The sequence below is a fragment of the Streptomyces sp. TLI_053 genome (genome assembly GCF_900105395.1).
Lineage (GTDB): Bacteria > Actinomycetota > Actinomycetes > Streptomycetales > Streptomycetaceae > Kitasatospora.
Genome location: NZ_LT629775.1, coordinates 6,144,599 through 6,159,767 on the forward strand (window position 1 = coordinate 6,144,599; position 15,169 = coordinate 6,159,767).

The 15,169-nt window shown below is 74.6% G+C and carries 10 protein-coding genes; 4 read left to right on the plus strand and 6 right to left on the minus strand.

Annotation, left to right across the window (positions count from 1 at the left end):
• Window positions 1–4: 4 nt before the first annotated feature.
• Window positions 5–214, plus strand: coding sequence for a hypothetical protein (locus BLU95_RS25405; protein WP_159424993.1), 210 nt, complete (start codon window positions 5–7; stop codon window positions 212–214).
• A gap of 82 nt (window positions 215–296) precedes the next feature.
• Here the strand turns inward: BLU95_RS25405 and BLU95_RS25410 are convergent, their stop codons facing one another.
• From BLU95_RS25410 to BLU95_RS25425, 4 genes are all read right to left on the minus strand, one after another.
• Window positions 297–1,484, minus strand: a complete 1,188-nt coding sequence (locus BLU95_RS25410) for an acyl-CoA dehydrogenase family protein (protein ID WP_093862022.1) — start codon at window positions 1,482–1,484, stop codon at window positions 297–299.
• A 211-nt stretch (window positions 1,485–1,695) separates the two neighbouring features.
• Window positions 1,696–2,658, minus strand: coding sequence for a hydroxymethylglutaryl-CoA lyase (locus tag BLU95_RS25415; RefSeq protein WP_093865117.1), 963 nt, complete (start codon window positions 2,656–2,658; stop codon window positions 1,696–1,698).
• A gap of 77 nt (window positions 2,659–2,735) precedes the next feature.
• Complete coding sequence (locus BLU95_RS25420; RefSeq protein ID WP_093862023.1) at window positions 2,736–5,006, minus strand: acetyl/propionyl/methylcrotonyl-CoA carboxylase subunit alpha; 2,271 nt, start codon at window positions 5,004–5,006, stop codon at window positions 2,736–2,738.
• Window positions 5,007–5,120: 114 nt separating this feature from the next.
• A complete protein-coding gene (locus BLU95_RS25425) occupies window positions 5,121–6,842 on the minus strand; it encodes a carboxyl transferase domain-containing protein (protein WP_231977780.1) in 1,722 nt (573 codons plus the stop codon).
• A 134-nt stretch (window positions 6,843–6,976) separates the two neighbouring features.
• On the opposite strand from BLU95_RS25425, the gene BLU95_RS25430 reads away from it, so the two are divergent.
• Window positions 6,977–7,711, plus strand: a complete 735-nt coding sequence (locus BLU95_RS25430; RefSeq protein ID WP_093865119.1) for an SACE_7040 family transcriptional regulator — start codon at window positions 6,977–6,979, stop codon at window positions 7,709–7,711.
• Between the two features lie 537 nt (window positions 7,712–8,248).
• Window positions 8,249–12,235, plus strand: coding sequence for an ABC transporter ATP-binding protein (locus BLU95_RS25435; RefSeq protein ID WP_093865120.1), 3,987 nt, complete (start codon window positions 8,249–8,251; stop codon window positions 12,233–12,235).
• 127 nt (window positions 12,236–12,362) lie between these two features.
• Here the strand turns inward: BLU95_RS25435 and BLU95_RS25440 are convergent, their stop codons facing one another.
• The gene (locus BLU95_RS25440; RefSeq protein ID WP_093862024.1) at window positions 12,363–13,409 is read right to left on the minus strand and encodes an ATP-grasp domain-containing protein; all 1,047 of its coding nucleotides are present in this window, start codon (window positions 13,407–13,409) and stop codon (window positions 12,363–12,365) included.
• A 219-nt stretch (window positions 13,410–13,628) separates the two neighbouring features.
• On the opposite strand from BLU95_RS25440, the gene BLU95_RS25445 reads away from it, so the two are divergent.
• Entirely contained in the window at window positions 13,629–14,165 is a 537-nt protein-coding gene (locus BLU95_RS25445; RefSeq protein ID WP_030394120.1) for an NUDIX hydrolase, read from the plus strand.
• Here BLU95_RS25445 and BLU95_RS25450 read toward each other — a convergent pair.
• The gene (locus tag BLU95_RS25450; protein WP_093862026.1) at window positions 14,132–15,115 is read right to left on the minus strand and encodes a hypothetical protein; all 984 of its coding nucleotides are present in this window, start codon (window positions 15,113–15,115) and stop codon (window positions 14,132–14,134) included. The genes BLU95_RS25445 and BLU95_RS25450 overlap by 34 nt on opposite strands.
• Window positions 15,116–15,169: the final 54 nt, after the last annotated feature.

Sequence of the window (15,169 nt, forward strand, 5' to 3'; positions counted from 1 at the left end):
CGCGTTGACCGCCAGCGGCCGCAACCTGGTGCTGATGGTGTTCGTGGGGGCCTCGGTGGCTTTCGCGGTCAGTGTGGTGTTCCAGCTCGGCGGCTCGTTCGACGGTGCCGTCGGGGTCGCGCCGACGGCGTTCGAACTCGCACTGACCCGGTACGGCCAGATCGACTCGGGTGGGCCCGTCATTGCTCCTTCCTCTTTCGGGGTGCTCCGCTGAGCGCCTCACCGCCGTGTCGCCCGCCCTCCGCGTCGCCCTCGACGGGCGACGCGGAGGGCGGGACAAGAGACCTGTCGCAGCCTCAGGAGACGCCGAGCTCGCGTGCGATGAGCATGCGCTGCACCTCCGAGGTGCCCTCGCCGATCTCCAGGATCTTGCAGTCCCGCCAGAAGCGGGCGACGGGGAACTCGTTCATGAAGCCGTACCCGCCGTGGATCTGGGTCGCCTCGCGGGCGTTGTCGACGGCGGCCTCCGACGAGTACAGCTTGGCGATCGCGGCCTCCTTCTTGAACGGTTCCGAGTGCAGCAGCCGGGATGCGGCGTCCCGCCAGGCGAGGCGGGAGGTGTGGGCGCGCATCTCCATGTCGGCGAGCTTGAACTGGATGGCCTGGTTGGCGCCGATCGGCCGGCCGAAGGCGCGGCGGGTACCGGCGTAGAGGACGGACTGGTCGACGCAGCCCTGGGCCAGGCCGGTGGCCAGGGCGGCGATCGCGATGCGGCCCTCGTCGAGGATCCGCAGGAACTGGGCGTAGCCGCGACCTCGCTCGCCCAGCAGGTTGGCCGCGGGAACGCGGCAGTCGGTAAAGGACAGTTCGCGGGTGTCGGATGCGTTCCATCCGACCTTCGAGTACTTCTTCGACACCTGGAACCCGGGGGTCCCCGTGGGCACGATGATGGAGGAGATTTCGCGCCGGGGCGAGGAGAATTCGCCCTCTTCACTCGAACGAGCGAGCGGTTCGGTGAGCGCGGTGACGGTGACCAGACCCGTGATGTCGGTGCCGGAGTTGGTGATGAAGCACTTGGTGCCGTTGATCACCCACTCGTCGGTGGCCTCGTCGTAGCGGGCGGTGGTGCGGGTCGCCCCGGCGTCGGAGCCGCCCTCGGGCTCGGTCAGGCCGAACGCGCCGAGCAGCTCGCCGGAGGTCAGCCGGGGCAGCCACTCCCGCTTCTGCTCCTCCGTGCCGAAGCGGTGGATCGGCATCGCGCCGAGCGAGACCGCCGCCTCCAGGGTGATCGCGACCGAGGAGTCGACCCGGGCCAGCTCCTCCAGCACCAGGCAGAGCGCGAAGTAGTCGCCGCCCATGCCGCCGTACTCCTCCGGGAACGGCAGGCCGAACAGGCCCATCCGCCCCATCTCCCGCACGATCTCGTAGGGGAACTCGCCCTGCTCGTAGTACTCGCCGATCTTCGGCGCGACCACGTCCTGGGCGAATTTGGCCACGGTGCGCCGCAGTTCCTCGTACTCGGTGTTCAACCGGTGGTCGAGCATGGTGATCCTCCTGGGGCCCCGCCGGGGTGGGCGCGGGCGTGGTCGGGGCGACCGCCGTCCGTGCGGGTGTGACGGACGGCGGTCGGTGCGAAGAGCGGACGGACGGGGGCGGACCGGCCGGCGGTCGAAGGGCCGGGTCCGCGGGGGTGCCGGCCGGGCGGGCAGTCGCCCGGCCGACGGGCGGGACGGTCGGTGCGGGGTCGGTCCTGGGTCAGTCCGGGGCCCCGGCCCCGGTGGAGCCGAGCAGGGCCTGGACCGTGCGGGACGGGCTCGGGCGGCCGAGGCGGCGGGCCATCCAGCCGCTGGTGGCGATCAGGGCGCGCAGGTCGACGCCGGTCCGGATGCCGAGGCCGTGCAGCATCCACACCAGGTCCTCGGTGGCCAGGTTGCCGGTGGCGCTCTTGGCGTAGGGGCAGCCGCCCAGTCCGCCGGCGGACGCGTCCACGGCGGTGACCCCGGCGCGCAGCGCGGTCAGCGTGTTGCTGAGCGCCTGGCCGTAGGTGTCGTGGAAGTGCACCGCCAGCCGGTCGACGGGGACGCCCGCCGCCGCGAACCCGTCGAGCAGGTCGGTGACCTGGCCCGGGGTGGCCACGCCGATGGTGTCGCCGAGGCTCAGCTCGGCGCAGCCCAGTTCCAGCAGCCGCAGACCGGACCGGACCACCTGGGCGACCGGGACCGGTCCCTCCCAGGGGTCGCCGAAGCACATCGAGAGGTAGCCGCGGACCGGGACCCCGGCGGCCGAGGCCCGTTCCACCACGGGGCGGAACATCGCCATCGCCTCGTCCGCCGAGCGGTTGAGGTTGCGTCGGGCGAAGGTCTCGGTGGCGCTGGCGAACACCGCGACGTCGGTGGCGTGGTGGGCCAGCGCGCGGTCGAGCCCGCGCTCGTTGGGCACCAGCACCGGCAGCCGCAGCCCGGGCCGGCGGTCCGGGAGGCCGGCCAGCCGGGGCATCAGCTCCTCGGCGTCGGCGAGCTGGGGCACCCATTTCGGGTGGACGAAACTGGTGGCCTCGACGGTGCGCAGCCCGGCGGCGGCCAGCCGGTCGATGAACTCGGCCTTGACCTCGACCGGGACGAGGGCGCTCTCGTTCTGCAGCCCGTCGCGCGGACCGACCTCGTGGATCCGCACCTCCTCGGGCAGGCCGGGGGCGCGGACCGGGGCGGGCAGCCCCAGGTCGAGGGCGTCGGGTTCGCGCGCGGGGTCGGTCGTGGGGCCGTCAGCGGGGCCGGCGCCTCTCGGCGCGGCGGCGGTCACGACCGCACCGCCGGGACGGGCCCGTCGGCCGCCGGGCCGGACGCGGCCTCGGCGGGGGTCACGACGACCAGCAGTTCCTCCATCGCCACGGTGGCGCCGGCGGTGGCCCGGAGCTCGCTGACCGTGCCGTCGTGCGGGGCCGAGATCACGTGCTCCATCTTCATGGCCTCCAGGACGAGCAGGGGCTGGCCCTTGCGGACCGACTCCCCGGCGGTGGTCTTGACGACCGTCACGGTGCCCGGCATCGGCGCGGTCAGGGCGCCGTGGTGGGCGGCGCCGTCGGCGGCGCCCTCGCCGACCGGGTCGTGGCCGTGCACCGGCCAGGCGTCGCCGTCGACGCCCAGCCAGGTCACCGGGCCGACGGTCGCGGCGGTCCGGTCCTCGGCGAGGGCGAAGCCCGTCCGCAGGCCGTCGACGGTGAGCCGGAGGCGGTCGTCGGAGCGGTCGGCCCGGGCGCGGTGGACCGGTCCGGAGCCGAGCCGGATCTCGACCTCGGCGGCGGTCCCGGACGGATTGTCAGTGGCCTCGGCTACGTTGCTCGCAGTGATCGGGCGGACGCTCACCGACACCGGGTCCTGGCCGGGGACGCGGAGCCGGTGGGTGGTCCAGGCGGGGGCGCCGCCGAGGCGCCAGCCGGAGGGAAGGGAGAACGGGTCGGTCCAGCCGTCGGGGTCGGCGGCGGGGGTGAGGTCCAGGTGCCGCGCGAGCGCGGCCGCGTAGTAGAGGAGGTGGGCCGGGGTCGGTTCCTCCGTCGGCAGGGGGTCGGAGGTGCCGGGGGCCGTCGCCGAGGTCCCGGGCGTCGTCGCCGGGGTCGCGGCCGCGGTGGCCGGGGAGTACGGGGAGGCGAGCAGCCCGGGCTCCCGCTGCGCCGTCTGCTCGACCAGGCCGGTGTCGAGTCGTCCTGCGGTGACCTCGGGGTGTGCGAGGAGCCGTCGCAGGAAGCCGGTGTTGGTGGTGACGCCGAGGATCCGGGTGTCCGCGAGTGCGGCGCGCAGGCGCCGCAGCGCGGTCGGACGGTCGGGCCCGTAGGCGATGACCTTGGCGAGCATGGGGTCGTAGGAGCTGGTGATCACGGTCCCGGGGGCGACCCCGGAGTCCACTCGGATGCCCTCGCCCCGGGGTTCGTCGAGGAGCAGGATGCGTCCGCCGGTGGGCAGGAAGTCCCGTTCCGGGTCCTCGGCGCAGATCCGGGCCTCGATGGCGTGGCCCTGGAAGGAGATGTCGGACTGGGCGAAGGCGAGGGGTTCACCGGCGGCGACCCGCAGCTGCCACTCGACCAGGTCGAGCCGCCCCGATCCGGCCACCGCGACGGCGAGTTCGGTGACGGGGTGTTCCACCTGGAGACGGGTGTTCATCTCCATGAAGAAGAAGTCCCGCACCCCCTCCGTGGCGGTGGGGGAGTCCGGGTCGATGCCGGGGACGATGAACTCCACGGTGCCGGCTCCGGTGTAACCGCAGGACTCGGCGGCCCGGACGGCCGCGGCGCCCATGGCGGCGCGGGTCTCGGCATTGAGCAGGACGGAGGGAGCCTCTTCGATCAGCTTCTGGTGGCGGCGCTGCAGGCTGCACTCGCGCTCGCCGAGGTGGACGGTGCTGCCGTGGGCGTCGGCCAGTACCTGCACCTCGATGTGGCGCGGCCGGTCGATCCAGCGTTCCAGCAGCAGGGTGTCGTCACCGAAGGCGGTGCGGGCGACGCGCCGGGCGGCGGCGATCTCGGTCGGCAGCTCGGCCGGGTCGCGGACCAGGCGCATGCCCTTGCCGCCGCCGCCGGCGGAGGGCTTGAGCAGGACGGGGTAGCCGATGTCGGCGGCCGCCGCGACGAGGTCCTCGTCGGTGGGCGCGGTGGCCCGGCTGCCCGGGACCACCGGCACGCCGGCGGACCGCACGGCCTCCTTGGCGTTGATCTTGTCACCCATCAGCTCGACCGCGGCGGGAGGAGGACCGATGAAGACGAGGCCGGCGTCGGCGCAGGCACGCGCGAAGGAGGCGTTCTCGGCGAGGAAGCCGTAGCCGGGGTGGACGGCCTGGGCGCCGGTCCGGCGGGCGGCGGCGAGGATCTGGTCGGTCCGCAGGTAGGTCTCGGCGGCGGAGCTGTCGCTGCGGTCGGCCGGGCCGAGCCGGACCGCGACGTCGGCCTCGCGGACGTGCGGCGCGTCGGCGTCGGCGTCGCTGAACACGGCGACCGAGCGCACGCCGAGCCGCCGCAGGGTGCGGATCACCCGGACGGCGATCTCGCCGCGGTTGGCGACCAGGACTGTGTCGAACATGGGAGGCGTTCCTCCGGGTCGAGGGGGCCGTACGAAGGAGGTGGCGGGCACCGGGTGGGTGCCGGGCACCGGGGAGGGCGGCGGAGCGGGTGGGCCGCCGCCCCTGGAGGAGCGCTACATGCGGAAGACGCCGAAGGGGCCGGGCTCCGGGAGCGGGGCGTTGGCACATGCGGTGAGGGCGAGGCCGAGCACGGTCCGGGTGTCCATCGGGTCGATCACGCCGTCGTCCCAGAGCCGGGCGGTGGCGTAGTAGGCGTTGCCCTGGCGCTCGTACTGCTCGCGGACGGGGCGCTTGAACTCCTCCTCCGCCTCGGTGGCCCACTCCTCGCCGTGGGCCTCCAACTGGTCGCGGCGGACGGTGGCCAGCACGGAGGCGGCCTGCTCGCCGCCCATCACCGAGATCTTGGCGTTCGGCCACATCCACAGGAAGCGGGGTGAGTAGGCCCGGCCGCACATCGAGTAGTTGCCGGCCCCGTAGGAGCCGCCGATGACCACCGTCAGCTTCGGGACGCGGGTGCAGGCGACGGCGTTGACCATCTTGGCGCCGTGCTTGGCGATGCCGCCCGCCTCGTACTGCCGCCCGACCATGAAGCCGGTGATGTTCTGCAGGAAGAGGAGGGGGATGCCGCGCTGGTCGCACAGCTCGATGAAGTGGGCGCCCTTGAGGGCGGACTCGGCGAACAGCACGCCGTTGTTGGCGACGATGCCGACCGGGTGGCCGTGGATCCGGGCGAAGCCGGTCACCAGGGTCGCGCCGTACTCGGCCTTGAACTCGGCGAACCGGCTGCCGTCGACCAGTCGGGCGATCACCTCGCGCACGTCGTACGGCGTGCGCGGGTCGACCGGGACGGCCCCGTACAGGCCGGCCGGGTCGACGGCCGGCGGCTCGGCCGGGGTGAGCGGCCACGGGCGGGCGGTGCGCGGGCCGAGCCCGGCGACGATGGTGCGGACGATGGACAGCGCGTGGGCGTCGTCCTCGGCCAGGTGGTCCGTGACACCGGAGGTCCGGGAGTGCAGGTCGCCGCCGCCCAGCTCCTCGGCGGTCACCACCTCGCCGGTCGCCGCCTTCACCAGCGGCGGTCCGCCGAGGAAGATGGTGCCCTGGTTGCGGACGATGACGGCCTGGTCGCTCATCGCCGGGACGTACGCGCCGCCGGCCGTGCAGGAGCCCAGCACGGCGGCGATCTGCGGGATGCCCGCGGCGGAGAGGCGCGCCTGGTTGTAGAAGATCCGGCCGAAGTGGTCGCGGTCCGGGAAGACCTCGTCCTGCATCGGGAGGAAGGCACCGCCGGAGTCGACCAGGTAGACGCAGGGGAGCCGGTTCTCCAGCGCCACTTCCTGGGCGCGCAGGTGCTTCTTGACCGTCATCGGGTAGTAGGTGCCGCCCTTGACGGTGGCGTCGTTGGCGACCACCACCACCTCGCGCCCGGCGACCCGGCCGATGCCGGCGATCACCCCGGCGGCCGGGGCGGCGCCGTCGTACATCCCGTCGGCTGCCAGCGGGGCCAGTTCGAGGAAGGGGGAGGCCGGGTCGAGCAGGGTGTCCACCCGGTCGCGGGGGAGCAGCTTGCCGCGCGCGGTGTGCCGGTCGCGGGCTCTGGCACCGCCCCCGAGCGCGGCCGTGCCGAGCTTCTCGCGGAGTTCGGCGACCAGGGCCCGGTGGGCGGCGGTGTTCGTCCGGAACGCCTCGGACCCGGGGTCGGCGGCCGTGTCGAGCCGGGGTGCCGGCGCGGCCGCACCGGGTGCGCCGCGGCCGTGGGCCGCGCCGCCCGCCGGGGTACCGGCCGCCGCGCTGCCATTGATGCCGGTGGGTGCGCCGACAGTGGAGATGACCATCCCAAGAGCTCCCTTGCCCTCGGCGGCAGGTGGGCCGACAGGGCCGGTGAGCCCGCGACCCCCACACGTTAATGAACGTTAACTTCCGTCGCCCAGGTTAACCACCGATAACGCGACTGTCTACGATGGTCGGCATGCCGAACGTCCCATCCGCCTCCGGGCTCGCACGCCGCGACCAGATCCGCAGGGAGGCCGCCCGACTCTTCGCGGCCCGGGGCTTCCTCGGCGTGGGCGTCGACGAGATCGGCAAGGCCGTCGGCATCAGCGGCCCCGGCCTCTACCGGCACTTCGCCGGCAAGGACGCGATGCTCGCCGACCTGCTGGTCGGCATCAGCGAGCGGCTGCTGGAGGAGGGGCGCCGCCGTGCGGGCGGCAGCGAGGGCCCGGCCGCCGCGCTGGACGCGCTGATCGGCGGCCACGTCGACTTCGCGCTCGACGACCGCGACCTGATCACGCTGCACGACCGCGAACTGCTCAACCTCCGTGACGAGGACCGCAGGACCGTCCGCCGGCTCCAGCGCGCCTACGTGGAGCTCTGGGTGGAGGTGGTCCGCCAGGCCTTTCCGCCGCTCGCCGCCCCGACCGCCGAGCCGGTCGCCCGGGCGGCGGTGCACGCCGTCTTCGGGCTCATCAACTCGACCCCGCACAGTCACGGCCCGAATCCCGCCCAGGGCGACGAGCGGGCCGGGCTCACCCGCGACGCGATGGCCGCACTGCTGCACGACCTCGCCCACGGCGCGTTCTCGGCGGCCGCCGCCTCCGTCGCCGCCGGGGCTGACGCCCGTGCTACCGACACCGCGACCTCCGGCACTGCCGCTTCCGACGCCGCCCCTTCCGACATCGCCGCCTCCGACACCGCGCGGGCCTGACCCGCGGGCCCGCACCGTCCCCGCGGGCCCGCCGTCCCCGCAGGCCCGCCGCTCCCGCAGGGCCGTTGCTCCGTTCGGGGCAGACCGGGTCGGGCGCCCGACCTAGGACCAAGGGAGGTCCGCCCCCTGCGTCGGTGGGCGGTGGGCGGTTCCCGCTCCGTCGGCGACCCTGGTAACGAGCGCCGGTCCGGTCCGGCGGGAATCACCGCAGGCTGCGGGCTGTTGCCCCGTCCGTCGGGCCGGGGCCCCCGGCACGTCCTGGCCTGAAAAATCCATGGCGGTCACCCGACGGAATGGTTAGCATCCCTAAATATGCCTGAGACTCACGGATCTACGGTGGAGCTTTCTCCGAGCAGCACCCGAGCCGGCGCTGCGGGCGCGGACGGCGCCAAGAGCGACGCGGGCACCTCGGCGGACAAGCCCGGGGACGGGCCTGACCGACCGGACCGGACGCCCGGACCGTCCACGACCGCCCCCGACGACTCCGGCACGCCGGTCGGCGCCGACGGCCCCGACACCGCGGGCTGGCTCCGACGGCTGCTCGGCTACTGCTGGCGCTCCCGGCGCAGCGTGCTGCTCGCCTTCGGCGCCTCGCTGCTCGGCATGGCCGTCACCGCCCTGGTGCCCCTGGTCACCAAGCTGATCATCGACGACGTCATCACCGCGCACTCCCGGCCGCTCGCCCCGTGGGCCGTGGTCCTGCTGCTGGCCGCCGCCGTCGTGTTCGGCTGCACCCAGGTCCGCCGCTACTACGGCGGGCAGCTGGCCGTGGACGTCCAGCACGACCTGCGCGCCGACCTCTTCCATTCGCTCGGCAGACTCGACGGCCACCGCCAGGACCGGCTCGACACCGGACAGGTGGTCGGCCGCGCCACCTCCGACCTCCAACTGGTCAACGGGCTGCTCTCGATGCTGCCGATGATGACCGGCTACCTGCTCATGTTCGTCATGTCGCTCGGCGTGATGGTCTGGCTCTCGCCGCCGCTCACCCTGGTCGCGCTGGTGATGGCCCCGGTGCTGTGGTGGGTCTCGACGCTCAGCCGCAAGCGGCTGTTCCCCTCCACCTGGGCCGCCCAGCAGGAGGCCGCGGCCGTCGCCGGAGTGGTCGACGAGGCGATCGGCGGCGTGCGGGTGGTCAAGGGCTTCGGGCAGGAGGCGCAGGAGCTGGACAAGCTGGAGACGGCCTCGCGCAGTCTCTTCGCCGCCCGACTGCGCTCGATCCGGCTCAACAGTCGCTACAACCCCGCCATGCAGGCCGTCCCGGCGCTCGCCCAGGTGGCGGTACTGGCCTTCGGCGGCTGGCTGGCGGTCGAGGGCCGGGTCTCGCTCGGCACCTTCGTCGCCTTCTCCACCTACGTCGCGCAGATGACCGGCCCGGTCCGGATGATGACCATGGTCATCACGGTCGGCCAGCAGGCCCGGGCCGGTGTCGAACGCGTGCTCCAGCTGATCGACGAGCGGCCGCTGGTCCGGGAACGCCCGGACGCGGTCGTCCTCGACCTGGCCGCCGGCCCGGACGCCGGCGCCGCCCTGCCCGAGACCACCCCGGCGGCCGGCGCCCCCGTGCCCGACGCCACCCCGGACGCCGGCGCCCCCGTGCCCGAGACCACCCCGAACGCCGGCGCCCCCGTACCCCGGACCACCCCGGACGCAGGTCCGACCACCGGTCCGCGCGTGGTCGGCCCGCTCACCACCGAGGTGGCGCTGGAGTTCGACCGGGTCGAGTTCCGCTACGACCCCGAGCACCCGGCCCCGGTCCTGCACGGACTCAGCCTCCGCCTCGCCCCCGGCGAGACCCTCGCCCTGGTCGGCTCCTCCGGTTCGGGCAAGTCCACCGTCGCGCAGCTGGTCCCCCGCTTCTACGACCCGGCGGACGGCGCCGTCCGCCTCTACGGCCACGACCTGCGCGACCTGACCCTCGACTCGGTCCGGTCGGCCGTCGGCATCGTGCCCGAGGAGAGCTTCCTCTTCTCCGAGACCGTCCGCACCAACATCGCCTACGGCCGCCCGGACGCCACCGACGAGCAGATCGTCGCGGCCGCCCGCGCCGCCCAGGCCGACGAGTTCGTCCGGGCGCTGCCCGACGGCTACGCGACGAAGGTCGGCGAGCAGGGCCTCACCCTGTCCGGAGGCCAGCGCCAGCGCATCGCCCTGGCCCGGGCGATCCTCACCGACCCCCGGATCCTGCTGCTCGACGACGCCACCTCGGCCGTGGACCCGCAGATCGAGGCCGAGATCCACGACGCGCTGCGCTCGGTGATGGCCGGCCGCACCACCCTGCTGATCGCGCACCGCCGCTCCACCCTCCAACTGGCCGACCGGATCGCCGTCCTGGACCACGGCCGCCTGCTCGACATCGGCACCCACGAGGAACTCGAGGCCCGATGTCCCCGCTACCGGGCCCTGATCACCGACCCCGAGGCCGGCCGGACCACCCCCGCCGCACCCCCGGCGGCACCCGGAGCGACCGAGCCGCCCACGGCCACCGGTACGGAGTCCACCCAGGACACCGGCACCACCGCCGATGCCAATGCCAATGCCGACGCCGACGCCGCCGACACCGACGTCACCGGCGCGAGCACCCCCACCCCCGCCATTCCCATCCCGGCCATGCCCACCCCGGCCCTGGCCAAGGCCGCCCGCACCGCCGCACCCGAGCTGCTCGCTCGGGTCGCCGCCCTCCCACCGGCCACCGACCATCCGGCGATCCCCCGCGCCGAGGCCGAGCGGGGCGACCCCGACTTCAGTCTCCGCCGCCTGCTGCGCCCCTTCCGGGTCCCGCTCACCCTGGCGCTGCTCCTGGTGGCCCTGGACGCGGGCGCCGGCCTGGTCCTGCCGATCCTGATCCGGCACGGCATCGACGACGGCGTCAGCAAGGGCGTCATGACCGGAGTCGTCGCCGCCTCGCTCGCCGCCCTGGTGATCGTCCTGCTGGACTGGCTGGTGCAGGGCGCCGAGAACCGGGTCAGCGGCCGCACCGGCGAGCGGGTGCTCTACTCGCTCCGGCTCAAGATCTTCGCCCACCTCAACCGGCTCGGCCTCGACTACTACGAACGTGAACTGTCCGGCCGGATCATGACCCGGATGACCACCGACCTGGACTCGCTCACCTCGTTCCTGCAGACCGGTGTGGTCACGGCGGTGGTCAGCCTGCTGACCTTCCTCGGCATCTTCGCCGCCCTGCTGGTGATCGACGCCGGACTCGCCCTGGCGGTCTTCGCGGTGCTGCCGCTGCTCGCGGTCGCGACCCTGGTGTTCCGCCGGAAGTCCAAGGCCCAGTACGAGATCTCCCGGGACCTCATCAGCACGGTCAACGCGGACCTCCAGGAGAACGTGGCCGGCATGCGGATCGTCCAGGCGTTCCGCCGGCTGGACGCCAACACGGACCGCTTCGTCGCCCGGGGCATCGCCTACCGGGACGCCAGGGTCCGGGCCCAGCTCTACATCTCGCTGTACTTCCCGTTCGTGCAGTTCCTCTCCAGCGTGGCCGCCGCGCTGGTGCTGATCATGGGTGCGTCGCGGGTGGACGCCGGGACGCTCACCGTCGGCGCGCTGGTCGCCTACCTGCTCTACATCGACCTGTTCTTCGCGCCGGTCAACCAGCTCTCCCAGGTGTTCGACGGCTACCAGCAGGCGGCGGTCGGCCTCGGCCGGATCCGCGAGCTGCTGCGCACCCCGACCAGCACCGCGCAGGCGGCCGACCCGGTGCCCGTCCCGGCCGGGCTCCACGGCGAGATCGAGTTCGACCGGGTCGGCTTCGCCTACAACGGCGGCGCGGACGGCGCCCCGGACGTCCTCACCGACATCAGCCTGCGGATCCCGGCCGGGCAGACGGTGGCGCTGGTCGGCGAGACGGGGGCGGGCAAGTCGACCCTGGTCAAGCTGGTCGCCCGGTTCTACGACGCGACGTCCGGCACCGTCCGGGTCGACGGCGTCGACCTGACCCGCTACGACCTCGCCCAGTACCGGCACCGGCTCGGGGTGGTGCCGCAGGAGGCCTACCTGTTCGCCGGGACGGTGCGCGAGGCCATCGCGTACGGCCGGCCGGGGGCCTCCCCGGCCGAGGTGGAGGCGGCGGCCCGCGCCGTCGGCGCGCACGACATGATCCTCCGGCTGTCCGGCGGCTACGAGCACGAGGTCGCCGGCCGGGGGCGGAACCTCTCGGCGGGTCAGCGTCAGCTGATCGCGCTGGCCCGGGCCGAACTGGTCGATCCGGACGTCCTGCTGCTGGACGAGGCCACCGCGGCGCTCGACCTGGCCACCGAGGCGGCGGTCAACCGTGCCGCGGACCGGCTCAGCGGCGGACGCACCACCCTGGTCATCGCGCACCGGCTGACCACGGCCGAGCGTGCGGACCGGGTGGTCGTGCTGGACCACGGCCGGGTGGTCGAGGACGGCACGCACAAGGAACTGCTGGCGCGGGGCGGGGCGTACACCCGGCTCTGGCAGGCGTTCGTGGCGGAGGGTCACCACCGGTCCGGGACGCCGTCCGCCCCGGTCCCGGACGCGATCGCCGGATCGTGACCGCCGGATCGTGATGGCCGGACCGTGACCGCCGGGGCTCGAGCGCCGGACCGTCGGCGGCCGGGGCGGCGCGGGCGTCCTCAGGACAACCCGCGCCGCGCCCGCCGGGGTCTGCTGCCCCGGTCGTTCACGCCGCGAGCAGTGCGATCAGCAGCCTCGACGGATCGATCCCCCGGGGCAGTTCGCTCACCTGCCCGTCACCGACCTCGACCACCCGCCAGCCGGAGCCGTCCGCCCGCTCGGCCAGGTCGGTGGTGACGAACCGGCAGCCGAGCGTCCGCACCGGCGGCCGCACCCCGGAGAGGTCGGGGGCGGCCGGGCAGCCGGGCAGGTCCGGATGCGGTCCGACCAGCACCGGCTCGCCGTCCAGCCACCACACCCGGGACTCCACGGCCCGCCGCCGCCCGCCCCGGCCGTCGTCCGGCAGCCCGGGGTCCCGGGCCCGCTCCCGTCCGGTCCCGCCGGACGGCGTCCCCTCGGCGTCCCACACCACCCGGGTGAACTCCTCGAACCGCCGCAGCACCACACCCCCGGCCAGGTAGGAGCCCTGCCGTTCCACGAACCGGGCGACCACCCGGGCCACGGCCGGCAGGTCCGCCAGCTCCGGGACGAAGCAGGCCTCGCCCCACTCGTCCTTGCGGGACTTCACGTAGTCCTTGACGATCGCCGGTCCCCGCCCGCCGAGCTCGGCGACGGCCGTGGCCAACCGCTCCGGACCGGGCGGCGCGATCCCGGCCCCGTCCCCACCGCCGCCGTCCCCACCACTGCTCCCGGCCCCACCACTGCTCCCGGCCCCGCTGCCGGCCCCCGCCAACGGCAGCCAGACGCTCTGCGGCGTCGCCCCCTCGAACACCCCGTACCAGCCCGGCAGTTCGTGCGCCGACGCGTACCCGGGCGGGCTGGTCAGCAGATGCCCGCCGCGTTCGGCCAGGGCGGCGGCGAAGGCCGCGTAGCGGTCCGAGGGGAGCATCCACCCCCGGTACCAGAACGGTCCACGGCCCGCCGGCACCCGGTCGACGGCCGCGCGGGCGTCGCCGGCGAGCAGCGCGTCGTGGTCGACGAGGTGGTGCTCGCCACCCAGGTCCCGCAGCAGCCGGGCCTCCCGGACGAACTGGGGATCGATCCGGCGCGGGTCCAGCGGATGGGAGGGGAGGAGGAACGCGGGTGCGGGCATGGGCGTCAGGGTACGGCCAGGGGCAGCCCGTCGAGCCGTCAAAACCCCGACGCCACAAGCCCTGACCGGCCCGGTCGGGCTCGTTGCGCCGACCGGTCGGGCTCGTTGCGCCGACCGGCAGGGCCCGTCGCGCCGACCGGCAGGGCCGTCGCGCCCGCGGGCCGGAAGGCCGGCGGAATCCGTTCGACGGCCGGAGCGCACCGCTGGCAGAGTGACCCGATGCGAAACCTGTGGCGAAACGCGCGAAGGACCCCACGCCGGGCCGCCAGGACGGTCGTCCTGGACGAGCACGGTTCCGTCTTCCTCCTGCGTTCGGACAACAGCGAGGTCGGCGTGCACTGGACCATGCCGGGCGGCGGCATCGAGGCCGACGAGACGCCGTGGGCCGGGGCACGCCGCGAGCTGTGGGAGGAGACCGGCTGGTCGGACCTCGAACCGGGCCCGCTGCTATGCACCTGGGAGCACGACTTCACCTGGCACGGCACGCCGGTCCGCCAGCACGAGCACATCTACCTCACCGACGGTCCGCACCGGGGCCCGGTCGGCGACGTCAGCGCGGTGCACGCCGCCGACCGGATCCTCGACTGGCGCTGGTGGACCCCGGCGGACCTCGCGGACGAGAACGCGGACGCCCTCTGGCCGCCCCGGCTGCCGGAGCTGCTGGCCGAGGTCCGCGAGGGCTGGCTCACCGAGCGGCGCGAACCCCGGCCCGTCGATCTCGGCTACATCCCGAACGGCGGATCCGTCCGCTCCTGAGCGGTACTCCCGTCGGCCCCGAACGCCTGGAGCGGGCGGCGCCGGCCGCGTCGGCCCGGCCGCCCGGGCGGGCCGACCTGCCAGTCCCGGAGCTCCAGCTCCCGGTCGTGCAGGGCACCGGGGTTGATCACGACGGAGAGCCGGGCCTCCGCGAGCTGTTCCCGGGTGAGGCCGGTGGCGCTCAGCAACTGCTCGATCGGTACCGAGACGGCGATCGCGGGCCGCCAGGCGGGCAGCACGACCAGACAGGTCCCCCGGCCGAGCCGGAGGATCTCGGCGGTCATCCGGGCGGCGGGCCGCTCCTCGGCGCGGCCCGGGCGTCCACCGGCCTCCGGCAGCTGGGAGGTGCCACCGATCAGCACGCCCAGCGGGGGCTCGGCTGCCGACCCCGGCCAGGAGGCGTCCCGGTCGCCGTCGGAGCGCGGTCCGGGGACGACCGGCGTACCGGTGACCGGCCCCGGAGCGGTGCGTGCGCCGTCCGGCCGGACGGGGGCGGCGGCCGTCCCCGGATGCAGCAGGCGGAGGCGGCGCGACGGTGACGGCCGTCGACCGAAGGCGGCGCGCGACTCCTCCTGGGACGCCCGCAGTACCGGGACCGTCGACTCCTGGACGGCCGCCGGCTGCCGGAGCCCGGGGAACGCCTCACCCGCCTCGCCCGAACCGCCCGAACCGTTCGACCCGCCGCTCCTGCCCGACCCGCCGGCTCCGCCCGTCTCGGCGGTCACGGACCAGCCGGAGGACCCGGACCCGCCGTCGGCTTCGCCGCCGCGCGGCCGCGGCACGGAGCCGCCCGTCAGAACGCCGGTCGCACCGCCCGTCCGGCCGTCGGCGACCGCCGCCGTGACCGAGCAGCAGCGGGCCACCCCGTTCACCGGGGCGGCGTCGATCGCCGGGGGAACGGGTGGGGCGGACGGCGTCCGGTCGGCGGCGGTCCGGTCGAGCGTGGTCATTGGCACGGGCCCTTCGGGGTACGGTCCCGTCGATCCTTCCGTACCGGGCGACGT

Bases quoted from the DNA above. Each gene is read 5' to 3' on its own strand.
- BLU95_RS25410 (WP_093862022.1), bottom strand. From the start codon at position 1,484: ATGCTCGACCACCGGTTGAACACCGAGTACGAGGAACTGCGGCGCACC.
- BLU95_RS25420 (WP_093862023.1), bottom strand. From the start codon at position 5,006: ATGTTCGACACAGTCCTGGTCGCCAACCGCGGCGAGATCGCCGTCCGG.
- BLU95_RS25425 (WP_231977780.1), bottom strand. From the start codon at position 6,842: ATGGTCATCTCCACTGTCGGCGCACCCACCGGCATCAATGGCAGCGCG.
- BLU95_RS25430 (WP_093865119.1), top strand. From the start codon at position 6,977: ATGCCGAACGTCCCATCCGCCTCCGGGCTCGCACGCCGCGACCAGATC.
- BLU95_RS25440 (WP_093862024.1), bottom strand. From the start codon at position 13,409: ATGCCCGCACCCGCGTTCCTCCTCCCCTCCCATCCGCTGGACCCGCGC.
- BLU95_RS25445 (WP_030394120.1), top strand. From the start codon at position 13,629: ATGCGAAACCTGTGGCGAAACGCGCGAAGGACCCCACGCCGGGCCGCC.
- BLU95_RS25450 (WP_093862026.1), bottom strand. From the start codon at position 15,115: ATGACCACGCTCGACCGGACCGCCGCCGACCGGACGCCGTCCGCCCCA.